The 11,776-nt window shown below is 71.5% G+C and carries 8 protein-coding genes; 6 read left to right on the top strand and 2 right to left on the bottom strand.

The annotated features are described in order from the left end of the window. Positions 1-50 precede the first annotated feature (50 nt). The 3 genes from AC0VY3_RS06400 to AC0VY3_RS06410 all read left to right on the top strand — a co-directional run bounded on the left by AC0VY3_RS06400 (position 51) and on the right by AC0VY3_RS06410 (position 4,369). Positions 51-1,562, top strand: a complete 1,512-nt coding sequence (locus AC0VY3_RS06400) for a sodium:solute symporter family protein (RefSeq protein ID WP_475549170.1) — start codon at positions 51-53, stop codon at positions 1,560-1,562. Positions 1,563-1,700: 138 nt separating this feature from the next. Continuing rightward, a complete protein-coding gene (gene speB, locus AC0VY3_RS06405; protein WP_103507337.1) occupies positions 1,701-2,690 on the top strand; it encodes an agmatinase in 990 nt (329 codons plus the stop codon). After that, positions 2,687-4,369, top strand: coding sequence for a thiamine pyrophosphate-binding protein (locus tag AC0VY3_RS06410; RefSeq protein WP_475549171.1), 1,683 nt, complete (start codon positions 2,687-2,689; stop codon positions 4,367-4,369). Before speB ends, AC0VY3_RS06410 begins: the two co-directional genes overlap by 4 nt. Positions 4,370-4,450: 81 nt before the next feature. Here AC0VY3_RS06410 and AC0VY3_RS06415 read toward each other — a convergent pair whose 3' ends face one another. Continuing rightward, the gene (locus tag AC0VY3_RS06415; protein WP_475549172.1) at positions 4,451-4,816 is read right to left on the bottom strand and encodes a hypothetical protein; all 366 of its coding nucleotides are present in this window, start codon (positions 4,814-4,816) and stop codon (positions 4,451-4,453) included. 265 nt (positions 4,817-5,081) lie between these two features. Between AC0VY3_RS06415 and AC0VY3_RS06420 the strand changes: the two genes are divergently transcribed. The 3 genes from AC0VY3_RS06420 to AC0VY3_RS06430 all read left to right on the top strand — a co-directional run bounded on the left by AC0VY3_RS06420 (position 5,082) and on the right by AC0VY3_RS06430 (position 11,022). Continuing rightward, entirely contained in the window at positions 5,082-8,861 is a 3,780-nt protein-coding gene (locus AC0VY3_RS06420; RefSeq protein WP_475549173.1) for an ABC transporter ATP-binding protein, read from the top strand. A gap of 151 nt (positions 8,862-9,012) precedes the next feature. Then, positions 9,013-9,378, top strand: coding sequence for a hypothetical protein (locus tag AC0VY3_RS06425; RefSeq protein ID WP_475549174.1), 366 nt, complete (start codon positions 9,013-9,015; stop codon positions 9,376-9,378). A 159-nt stretch (positions 9,379-9,537) separates the two neighbouring features. Next, on the top strand, positions 9,538-11,022 hold the full coding sequence (locus AC0VY3_RS06430) for a S28 family serine protease (RefSeq protein WP_103507332.1): 1,485 nt from the start codon (positions 9,538-9,540) through the stop codon (positions 11,020-11,022). Between the two features lie 78 nt (positions 11,023-11,100). On the opposite strand, the gene AC0VY3_RS06435 is transcribed toward AC0VY3_RS06430, so the two are convergent. Then, on the bottom strand, positions 11,101-11,763 hold the full coding sequence (locus AC0VY3_RS06435; protein ID WP_103507331.1) for a hypothetical protein: 663 nt from the start codon (positions 11,761-11,763) through the stop codon (positions 11,101-11,103). Positions 11,764-11,776: the final 13 nt, after the last annotated feature.

Genomic DNA, 11,776 nt, shown 5'->3' on the forward strand with positions numbered 1-11,776 from the left:
TACCGTCTTCCTCGCACGCACATCTGTTTGCGCGAGACGGAGGGAAGCCCATGGCTGTCGACTACGCCGTGATCGTCGTCTACCTGGCCGGCATGCTCGCCATGGGCTGGTGGGGCATGCGCCGCGCCAAGTCCAAGAGTGAATTCCTGGTCGCCGGACGCCGCCTCGGACCGGGCATGTACTCCGGCACCATGGCCGCGATCGTCCTCGGCGGCGCGTCCACCATCGGCGGTGTCGGGCTCGGCTACCAGTACGGCCTCTCCGGCGCGTGGATGGTCTTCACCATCGGCCTCGGGCTCCTCGCGCTCTCCGTCTTCTTCTCGGCGCGGATCGCCCGGCTGAAGGTCTACACCGTCTCCGAAATGCTCGACCTGCGCTACGGCGGTCGGGCCGGGATCATCTCCGGCGTCGTGATGTGGGCGTACACCCTGATGCTCGCGGTCACCTCGACCATCGCGTACGCCACCATCTTCGACGTCCTCTTCGACGTGAACCGCACCGTCGCGATCGTCCTCGGCGGAGCGATCGTCGTCGCGTACTCGACGCTCGGCGGCATGTGGTCGATCACGCTCACCGACATGGTCCAGTTCGTCGTCAAGACCATCGGGGTGCTGCTGCTCCTGCTGCCGATCGCCGTCGTCAAGGCGGGCGGCTTCAGCGAGATGAAGGCCCAGCTGCCGACCGAGTACTTCGACCCGCTCGGCATCGGCGGCGAGACGATCTTCACGTACGTGCTGATCTACACCTTCGGCATGCTCATCGGGCAGGACATCTGGCAGCGCGTCTTCACCGCGCGCAGTGACACGACGGCGCGCTGGGGCGGGACGGTCGCGGGTACGTACTGTCTCGTCTACGCCATCGCCGGGGCGGTCATCGGCACCGCCGCCAAGGTGATGTACCCGAACCTGGCCAGTGCGGACGCGGCCTTCGCGACGATCGTCAAGGACGAGCTGCCGGTGGGCGTGCGCGGGCTGGTGCTCGCCGCGGCGCTGGCCGCCGTGATGTCGACCTCCTCGGGCGCGCTGATCGCCTGCGCCACGGTCGCCAACAACGACATCTGGTCCCGGTTGCGCGGGGCCGTCGGCCGGGGCGGAGGTGGCGACGAGCCGCACGACGAGGTCAAGGGGAACCGGGCGTTCATCCTGATCATGGGCGTCGCGGTCATCCTGATCGCCATCGCGCTGAACGATGTGGTGCAGGCGCTGACCGTCGCGTACAACCTGCTGGTCGGCGGACTGCTCGTGCCGATCATCGGCGGGCTGCTGTGGCGGCGCGGTACGGCGGCAGGGGCGCTGTCGGCGGTGTGCGTGGGGGGTGTCGCGGTGGTCGGGCTGATGTGGCACTACGGGATCCTCGCCAATCAGCCGATCTACTACGGGCTGCTGGCGTCGCTGGCCGTGTACGTGGTCGTGTCGCTGGCCACGCCGCCTACGGATGCGGCCGTGCTGGACGCGTGGCGCGAGCGGTTGGCGGGCCATCCAGCCCGTCCGGCGTTCGAGGACGGAACCCTTGCGCCGGATCCGGCCGAGCCCACCGATGTCCTCAATCGCCGGACTGGCTGAGTTTGGCTGAGCTCAAAGATGCCCTCAATCGCCGGGCGGGCTGGGGATGGACGTCCTCAATCGCCGGACGGGCTGGGTTTGGCCGCCGGAGCCCGCACACTTGACACCGTAAGAAACCGAAGGAAAGGCACACCCCTCATGAGCAGCACCGATTCGCCGCGCGGCCCCATCGACTCCTCCCGCGTCCCGCGGTACGCCGGGCCCGCGACGTTCGCCCGGCTGCCCCGGCTCGACGAGGTCGGCCGGACCGATGTCGCCGTCGTCGGCGTGCCCTTCGACACCGGGGTCTCCTACCGGCCCGGCGCCCGCTTCGGCGGCAACGCCATCCGTGAGGCGTCCCGGCTGCTGCGGCCGTACAACCCGGCCCAGGACGCCTCCCCGTTCGCCCTCGCCCAGGTCGCCGACGCCGGCGACATCGCGGCGAACCCGTTCAACATCAACGAGGCCGTCGAGACCATCGAGGGCGCGGCCGACGACCTCCTGGGCACCGGCGCACGCCTGATGACCCTCGGCGGCGACCACACCATCGCCCTGCCCCTCCTGCGCTCCGTCGCCAAGAAGCACGGGCCTGTCGCCCTGCTCCACTTCGACGCGCACCTGGACACCTGGGACACCTACTTCGGCGCGGAGTACACCCACGGCACCCCGTTCCGGCGGGCCGTCGAGGAGGGCATCCTCGACACCTCAGCCCTCTCCCACGTCGGCACCCGCGGCCCGCTCTACGGCAAGCAGGACCTGACCGACGACGAGAAGATGGGCTTCGGCATCGTCACCTCCGCCGACGTCATGCGGCGCGGCGTCGACGAGATCGCCGACCAGCTCCGTCAGCGCATCGGCGACCGGCCGCTGTACATCTCCATCGACATCGACGTCCTGGACCCGGCGCACGCCCCCGGCACCGGCACCCCCGAGGCCGGCGGTCTCACCTCCCGCGAGCTGCTGGAGATCCTGCGCGGGCTCTCCTCCTGCCACCTCGTCTCCGCCGACCTGGTCGAGGTCGCCCCCGCGTACGACCACGCCGAGATCACCTCCGTGGCCGCCTCCCACGCCGCGTACGAGCTGACGACGATCATGTCCCGGCAGATCGCCGCGCAGAAGGAAGCAAAGGAAGCCGAGGTCGCCAAGTGAGCCACGACCACGACGACCGGCCGCAGCTCACCGCCGCCCAGGCCGCCGCCGTACTGAACCCGCCGGCCGGCCGCAACGGCGGCGACCTCGTCGTCGAGTCCCTCCAGGGCCTCGGCGCGACCACCGTCTTCGGGCTGCCCGGCCAGCACGCGCTCGGCATGTTCGACGCGCTGCGCCGTTCCTCCCTCTCGTACGTCGGACTCCGCGTCGAGAACAACGCGGGCTTCGCCGCCGACGCGTACGGCCGGATCACGGGGGAGGTCGCCCCGCTCCTGCTCTCGACCGGGCCCGGTGCGCTCACCTCGCTCGCCGCGCTCCAGGAGGCGGCCGCCGCCTCCGCCCCCGTCCTCGCCATCTCCAGCCAGATCCCCACGGCCGGACTCGGCGGCGGGCGGCACGGCTATCTCCACGAACTGCGCGACCAGCAGGCCTCCGTCCGCGACATCGTGAAGTCCGTCCACACCGTGCGGACCGCGTCCCAGATCCCGTCCGCGATCGCCGCCGCCTGGGAGTCCGCGCTGACCGCCCCGCACGGGCCGGTCTGGGTGGAGATCCCGCAGGACGTGCTGCTGGCCGAGACGACACTGCCGGTCGTCAGCGTCATGGACGCCACCCCGCGCGAGCTCTACCCGCGCCCCGAGCTGACGATCGCCGCCGCGCATCTGCTGGCGAACGCCGAGCGGCCCGTGATCATCGCGGGCGGCGGAGTCGTACGCTCCGACGCCTCCGGCAAGCTCCTCGCGCTGGCCGAGAAGATCGACGCGCCGGTCGTCACCACCTTCGGCGGCAAGGGCGCGTTCCCCTGGGAGCACCCGTTGTCGCTGCGGTCCTGGCTGGAGGACCGGCACACCACCGACTTCCTGGAGGACGCGGACGTCCTGCTCGTCGTCGGCTCCGGGCTCGGTGAGCTCTCCTCGAACTACCACACCTTCCGACCGCGCGGCCGGGTGGTCCAGATCGAGGCGGACGCCGGGAAGCTGGAGTCCAACCACCCCGCCCTCGGTATCCACTCCGACGCCCGCGAGGCGCTGGCCGACCTCCTGGAGGCCGTCGAGCGCCGCGAGGACCCGGCCGCCGCCGAACGCGTGGTCACGGTGCTGGAGAAGGTACGGGTCCGGATCGAGGCCCAGGAACTCACCCTGGAGCAGCAGGTCCTCGCCGCCGTCCGCGAGGCGCTGCCCGATGCCGCGCCCAGCTTCTGGGACATGACGATCCTGGCCTACTGGGCCTGGTCCGCCTTCGACGCCCGGCGCCCCAACACCATGCACTCCGCCCAGGGCGCGGGCGGCCTCGGCTACGCCTTCCCGGCGGCCGTCGGCGCGGCCGCCGCCGACCCGACGAAGCCCGTGCTCGCGGTCTCCGGCGACGGCGGCGCGATGTACTCCATCGCGGAGCTGGCCACCGCGCGTCAGTACGACCTGCCGCTGACCTGGCTGATCGTCGACGACGGCGGCTACGGCATCCTGCGCGAGTACATGACGGGGGCCTTCGGCGAGGCCACCGCCACCGAGCTGTCCCGCCCGGACTTCGTCGCGCTCGCCGAGTCCTTCGGCGTACCGGCCGTCCGTACGACACCGGATTCGCTCGCCGCCGACCTGGGCAAGGCGCTGGCGGCCCCGGGGCCTTCGGTCGTCGTGCTTCCGGCGCTGCTGCGGATGTTCGAGCCGACGCACCTGTAGGCCGGGCGACATCTGCAGGCCGGGCGCGTGTGGGGGTGGGCGCGTGTGGGGGTGGGCGGGCCGGTGGGACCGCCCGCCCGCTCACAGCTCCGCGAGCGCCTTGCCGATCGCGGCCTCCTGCGCCGTGACGCCCTCCTGGAACCGCGCCCGCTCCACCGGGTCCCGGATCTCCCCGGGCAGCTCCCGGCGGAGCGGCAGCAGGTCCGGCAGCTGCCGGAAGATCACCGCGGCGGGCTTCCCCCGGCCCTGGCCGGTGGCGTCGACCAGTGACCGGGTCGCCTTCCACAGGTGCGGGGCGAGGTGCTTGCGCGGTTCGGTGGACACCTGCCGTCGCCTCGCCGGGTCGTCCAGGGGATGATGCGCGCCGCCGCCGAGACGCTCCAGTGCGGCGAGCGCCGCGTAGAGCTGTCCGCAACGGTAGGCCTCGGTGAGCCGGTCGATCGCCATGGTTCCTGCCCCTTCGAGATGCCCTGCGGGATGGCCTTCGGGATGCCCTTCGAGATGTGCCGGCCGGGGAGCTGCCGGGTTGCCGCGGGCTACTACCCGCCGGGCCGGGGCCGTGAACCGGTCCTAGGACCCCGGCCCCACCCGCCCCGCCCATCGGCCCGGTTTGCCGCCCCGATTGTTGCGGAGGGATGAAATCCGCTCTCCGCCGTGTTGGTGCCTCCGGAAGATCGAACGGGACGGGTCGAACGGGACGGGGAGGCAACGCGTGACGGGCGCAGAGCAACAGGGGTGGGGCCGGCGGCTGACCGGGTACGCGTGGCGGTACCGGCGGAACGTCGTGCTCGCTCTCGGCTCGTCGCTCGCCGGCATGGCCGTCATGGCCCTCGTGCCGCTCATCACCAAGGTGATCATCGACGACGTGGTCACCGACCACACCCGCTCCCTCGCGGTCTGGACCGGCCTGCTCATCGGCGCGGCCGTCCTCGTCTACATCGCCACCTACATCCGCCGCTACTACGGCGGCCGGCTCGCCCTCGACGTCCAGCACGATCTGCGTACGGACATGTACGCGACCATCACCCGGCTCGACGGGAAGCGTCAGGACGAGCTGTCCACCGGGCAGGTCGTCGGCAGGGCCACCAGTGACCTCCAGCTGATCCAGGGCCTGCTGTTCATGCTCCCGATGACCATCGGGAACGTCCTGCTCTTCCTCATCTCCCTGGTGATCATGGCGTGGCTCTCGCTGCCCCTGACCCTCGTCGCGATCGCCGTCGCCCCCGCCCTCTGGTTCATCGCCCGCCGCTCCCGTACCCGCCTCTTCCCCGCCACCTGGTACGCCCAGAGCCAGGCCGCAGCCGTCGCCGGAGTCGTCGACGGGGCCGTCTCCGGGGTCCGGGTCGTCAAGGGGTTCGGGCAGGAGGACCAGGAGACCGGCAAGCTCCGCGAGGTCGGGCGGCGGCTGTTCGCCGGGCGGCTGCGCACCATCCGGCTGAACTCCCGCTACACCCCCGCCCTCCAGGCCGTGCCCGCCCTCGGCCAGGTCGCCATGCTCGCCCTCGGCGGCTGGCTGGCCACCCGGGGCGAGATCACGCTCGGCACGTTCGTCGCCTTCTCCACCTACCTCGCCCAGCTCGTCGGCCCGGTCCGGATGCTCGCCATGGTCCTCACCGTCGGCCAGCAGGCCCGCGCCGGTGTCGAACGCGTCCTGGAGCTGATCGACACCGAGCCGTCCATGCAGGACGGTACGAAGGAACTGCCCGCCGACGCCCCGGCCGGGATCGAGTTCGACGACGTACGGTTCGGGTACGCTCCGCCTCGCTCCGCCTCCGCCACAGACACGGACCTTGGAAGCGGAGCCTCCGAACGCCCGGTCCTGGACGGATTCTCGCTCACCGTCGAACCCGGCGAGACCGTCGCCGTCGTCGGCGCCTCCGGCAGCGGCAAGTCCACCGTCTCGCTCCTGCTGCCCCGCTTCTACGACGTCTCCCACGGGGCCGTCCTCATCGGCGGCCACGACGTCCGCGAGCTGACCCAGGCCTCCCTGCGCGCCGCCATCGGACTCGTCCCCGAGGACAGCTTCCTGTTCTCCGACACCGTCCGCGCCAACATCGCCTACGGCCTCCCCGGCGCCACCCAGGAGCAGATCGAGGCGGCCGCCCGCGCCGCCCAGGCCCACGGGTTCATCTCCGACCTGCCCGACGGGTACGACACCACCGTCGGCGAGCACGGGCTCACCCTCTCCGGCGGCCAGCGCCAGCGCGTCGCCCTCGCCCGCGCCATCCTCACCGACCCCCGGCTCCTCCTCCTCGACGACGCCACCTCCGCCGTCGACGCCCGCGTCGAGCACGAGATCCACGAGGCGCTGAAACAGGTGATGGCGGGCCGCACCACCCTGCTCATCGCCCACCGGCGTTCCACCCTCCAGCTCGCCGACCGCATCGCCGTCCTGGACGGCGGGAAGCTCGCCGCGATCGGCACCCACCAGGAGCTGGAGCGCACCTCCGCGCTCTACCGCCGCCTCCTCACCGACCCCGACGAGCTCGGCGGCACCTCGCCCGGCCACCGGCCGCCGCGCACCGGGACGGACCTGGAGGACGACCGCGCCCTCCAGGAGGAGCTGGACGCCGAGTTCGACGCGGAACGCGGCATCACCCCCGAGCTGTGGATCCGCAAGGAGGAGGAGCGGGACACCACTGTCGCCGGTATGCCCGCCACGCCCGAACTGCTCGCCCAGGTCGAGGCCCTGCCGCCCGCCACCGACACCCCCGAGGTCGACGAGGCCGCCGCCGTGCGCCCGGAGGAGTCCTACGGGCTGCGCCGGCTGCTGCGCGGCTTCGGGGCGGCCCTGCTCATCAGCCTCGGGCTGGTCGCCGTCGACGCCGGTATGGGCCTGCTGCTGCCGGTCCTGATCCGGCACGGCATCGACGAGGGCGTCAGCCAGATCTCGATCGGCGCGGTGTGGGCGGCCTCCGCGGTCGCGCTGGTCGTCGTGCTCGTCCAGTGGATCGCCCAGACCGGTGAGATCCGGATGACCGGCCGGACCGGTGAACGGATCCTCTACTCGCTCCGCCTGAAGATCTTCGCCCAGCTCCAGCGCCTCGGCCTCGACTACTACGAGCGCGAGCTGACCGGCCGGATCATGACCCGGATGACGACGGACGTGGACGCGCTCTCCACGTTCCTGCAGACCGGCCTGGTCACCGCGTTCGTCTCCGTGGTCACCTTCTTCGGGATCATGGTCGCGCTGCTCGTCCTGGACATCCAGCTCGCCCTGGTCGTCTTCGCCACCCTGCCCGTGCTGATCGTCGGCACCTTCTTCTTCCGGCGCAGCAGCGTCAAGGCGTACGAGCTGGCCCGGACCCGCATCAGCTCCGTCAACGCCGACCTCCAGGAGTCCGTCGCCGGTCTAAGGATCGTCCAGGCCTTCGGCCGCGAGCACGACGGGTCCGCCCGCTACGCCGAGCGCAGCGACAGCTACCGCCAGGCCCGGGTACGCGGCCAGTGGCTGATCTCCGTCTACTTCCCGTTCGTCCAGCTGCTGGCCTCCGTCGCCGCCGCCGCGGTGATGATCGTCGGCGCGGGCCGGATCGACAACGGCACGCTGACCGTCGGCGCGCTGGTCGCCTACCTCCTCTACATCGACCTGTTCTTCGCCCCCGTCCAGCAGCTCTCCCAGGTCTTCGACGGCTACCAGCAGGCCACCGTCTCGCTCGGCCGCATCCAGGAACTGCTGCGCGAACCCACCTCCACCGCCGACCCGGACGAACCGCTCGACGTGCTCTCGCTGCGCGGCGAGATCGCGTTCGAGGACGTCTCCTTCGCGTACGGCTCCGACGAGGAGGCCCTCACCGGCGTCGACCTGCGGATCCCGGCCGGCCAGACGGTGGCGTTCGTCGGGGAGACCGGGGCCGGGAAGTCGACCCTGGTCAAGCTCGTCGCCCGGTACTACGACCCCACGGGCGGCCGGGTCACCGCCGACGGCACCGACCTCCGCCACCTCGACATGACCGCCTACCGGCACCGCCTCGGCGTCGTCCCGCAGGAGGCGTACCTCTTCGCCGGCACGGTCCGCGACGCCATCGCCTACGGGCTGCCCGACGCCACCGACGCCAAGGTGGAGGCCGCCGCCCGCGCGGTCGGCGCGCACGAGATGATCGCCACGCTGGAGGACGGCTACCTCCACGAGGTCGCCGAGCGCGGCCGCAACCTCTCCGCCGGACAGCGCCAGCTCATCGCGCTGGCCCGCGCCGAGCTCGTCGACCCCGACGTGCTGCTCCTGGACGAGGCCACCGCCGCCCTGGACCTCGCCACCGAGGCCCTGGTCAACCAGGCCACCGACCGGCTCACCGGCCGCCGCACCACGCTGGTGGTGGCCCACCGGCTGACCACCGCCGCCCGTGCCGACCGCGTCGTGGTCATGGACCACGGGCGCGTCGTCGAGGACGGCACACACGACGAACTGCTCGCCCGGGACGGGCGGTACGCCCGGCTGTGGCGCACCTTCATCGGCGAAGGCATAGGGGAGGACGAACCGGCGGGCGTCTGAGCCCGCCGTGCAACCTCCCACCCGTCTGCTGCGTCGTAGTCAGGAACGCACAGGTGCGTACAGACGTCAGGTGGGGGCGAATGTGTTCGACATAGCTGCGGGACCGGCGAGACCGGCGACCGCGAGACCGACGGCCGCGAGGAAGCGGTCGATGCCGGTCCGCTTCCTCGTCCTGCCCCTGCTGCTCGGACTCGTCCCCCTCCTCGGCGTCCCCGGCACCGCACAGGCCGCCTCCGCCTGCACCGGCCGTCCGGCGAAGACGATCGGGTTCTCCACGGGAGAGCTGCGCGTCTACAAGAGCCGCGCCCACGTCTGCGCGGTGACCGTCGCGAAGAAGCCCGGCAAACGGCGGACGATGAGCGTCACGCTCCAGCCGCGCGGCGGACGTACCGTCTCCGACAAGGGCTCGTACACGAAGATGGCCGGGCCGGTCACGGTCAACGCGCTGAACCGCTGCGTCCGGGCCACCGGCGGGATCGGCAAGAAGTCCGTCTCCACCGGATGGATCCTCTGCTGATTTCTCCGTCGAGCTCGCGCCGACTTCTCCGTCGAGCTCGCGCCGACTTCTCCGTCGAGCTCGCGCCGACTTCTCCGTTGACACGGACAACCAGGTCTGGCGTGGCGTGTGTTGCCCCGATAAGTTCACGGCGACTGTTGTGAATCAAGGGGAGAGTGCATGCGCAAGTCACTCACAGGGGTTCTCTCGCTCGCCGTGCTCATAGGTACGGTCGGAGCCACGGGGGCCTCGGCCGGTGCGGCCACCGCCGCGGAGCCGGCCGCGAAGCGGAGCAGCGGCGCCGCCGTCGGCGGCGAAGCGAGCAACGAGGACATCAAGGACCGCATCCTGGCCATCCCGGGCATGAGTCTGATCGAGGAGAAGCCGTACGCGGGCTACCGCTACTTCGTCCTCAACTACACCCAGCCGGTCGACCACCGGCGCCCGTCCAAGGGCACGTTCCAGCAGCGCGTCACCCTGCTGCACAAGGACGTCTCCCGCCCGACGGTCTTCTTCACCAGCGGCTACAACGTCTCGACCAACCCCAGCCGCAGTGAGCCGACGCAGATCGTCGACGGCAACCAGGTCTCGCTGGAGTACCGCTTCTTCACCCCGTCCCGGCCGGCCCCGGCCGACTGGTCCAAGCTGGACATCTGGCAGGCCGCCAGCGACCAGCACCGGGTGTTCACGGCGCTGAAGAAGATCTACGACAAGAAGTGGCTGGCCACCGGCGGGTCCAAGGGCGGCATGACCGCCACGTACTTCGAGCGCTTCTACCCGAAGGACATGGACGGCGTCGTCGCCTACGTCGCGCCCAACGACGTCTACAACAAGGAGGACTCGGCGTACGACCGGTTCTTCCGCAAGGTCGGCACCAAGGAGTGCCGCGACAAGCTGGCCGGTGTGCAGCGCGAGGCGCTGATCCGCCGGGCCCCGCTGCAGAAGAAGTACAAGGAGCAGGCCGCCGCCAACGGCTGGACGTTCAACACCATCGGTTCGCTCGACCGCGCCTACGAGGCCACGGTCATGGACTACGTGTGGGCGTTCTGGCAGTACAGCCTGGTCGCCGACTGCGTGGACCTGCCGGCCGACGCCAAGAAGGCCACCGACGACGACATCTGGAACTCCGTCGACGCCATCTCCGGCTTCTCCGCCTACGCCGACCAGGGCCTGGAGAGGTACACCCCGTACTACTACCAGGCGGGCACCCAGCTCGGGTCGCCGGACATCAAGCAGCCCTGGCTCGGCAACCTGAGCCGCTACGGCTACCAGCCCCCGCGCAACTTCGTGCCCCGCTCCATCCCGATGAAGTTCGACCGGGGCGCGATGCGGGACATCGACAGCTGGGTCAGGAACAAAGCCCGGCGGATGCTGTACGTCAACGGCGAGAACGACCCGTGGAGCGCGGAGCCGTTCCGCCTCGGGCGCGGCGCGAAGGACAGTGCCGTCTACACCGTCCCCGGCGGCAACCACGGCTCGAAGGTCTCCGGTCTCCCCGAGGCGCAGAAGGCGAAGGCCACCGCCGCCATCCTGCGCTGGGCGGGTGTCGCTCCGGCGGCCGTCGAGGCGGACCCGTCGAAGGCGAAGCCGCTGGCGAAGTTCGACACGAAGCTGGACCAGCGCAACGGTGAGATCGAGCGCGACGAGGCCACCCTGCGCCCGTAGCGGTCAGCCGGTTTCCGACGTCGTCCGGTTCCGGCGTCGCCCGGCCTCGGCGTCACCCACGTGGGCTGGGTCCGCCGGTCACCTTCCCGGTGACCTGCGGGCGCAGCCCACCGGCCTGTCCCCGCCCAGCGCGACGAACAGATCCGTGGTGCCGGGGCACTGCGCCCGCCGCTGCACCGCCGACTCCACCCGGTAGCGCGGGGCGCGTCCGCCCGTGTCCTCACAGGCGGTCTCCGTGACCTGGCCCGCGCGCGACGCCGTGACGCAGTCCCCGACCACGGTCAGCGGGCCGCCGCCCTGCCCCGGGTCGCCCGGATGCGGGGGCTCCAGATTCCGCATGCAGGCATAGCCGGTGGTGAGCCGGGAACGGGCCCCGGTGCCCGTCTCGGAGACATGCAGGACGAAGTCGGTGGGGCCGGGGCAGGGCGGGCCCGAGTCCGGGGTGCCGAGGTGCCGGGCCAGGACGGTGGCCGCCGCCTTCTCGCTGCGGCAGGACACCTCCCGGATCTCCGGCCCCCGCGAACTGCAGTCACCGGGCCCGAGGAAGACCACGCCGTACGGTGACGGGCCGGGCTGTGCGGGTACGGGCCCCCGGTCGTCGGTGACCGTCCCGTCGCCCGGGGCCCGGCAGGCCGTCAGCAGGAGCGCGGCCACGGCGACGGCGACCGTCAGGACCGCGCCCAGGACCGGCAGCGGGGCGGGCGGCCGGCGCCGGGCCCCCGGGGAAGCGTGCTCATCCATGAAGAAACCCCCG

The sequence above is a fragment of the Streptomyces sp. iso_384 genome, from assembly GCF_056172905.1.

Bases quoted from the DNA above. Each gene is read 5' to 3' on its own strand.
- AC0VY3_RS06400 (WP_475549170.1), top strand. From the start codon at position 51: ATGGCTGTCGACTACGCCGTGATCGTCGTCTACCTGGCCGGCATGCTC.
- AC0VY3_RS06425 (WP_475549174.1), top strand. From the start codon at position 9,013: ATGCCGGTCCGCTTCCTCGTCCTGCCCCTGCTGCTCGGACTCGTCCCC.
- speB (WP_103507337.1), top strand. From the start codon at position 1,701: ATGAGCAGCACCGATTCGCCGCGCGGCCCCATCGACTCCTCCCGCGTC.
- AC0VY3_RS06415 (WP_475549172.1), bottom strand. From the start codon at position 4,816: ATGGCGATCGACCGGCTCACCGAGGCCTACCGTTGCGGACAGCTCTAC.
- AC0VY3_RS06435 (WP_103507331.1), bottom strand. From the start codon at position 11,763: ATGGATGAGCACGCTTCCCCGGGGGCCCGGCGCCGGCCGCCCGCCCCG.
- AC0VY3_RS06430 (WP_103507332.1), top strand. From the start codon at position 9,538: ATGCGCAAGTCACTCACAGGGGTTCTCTCGCTCGCCGTGCTCATAGGT.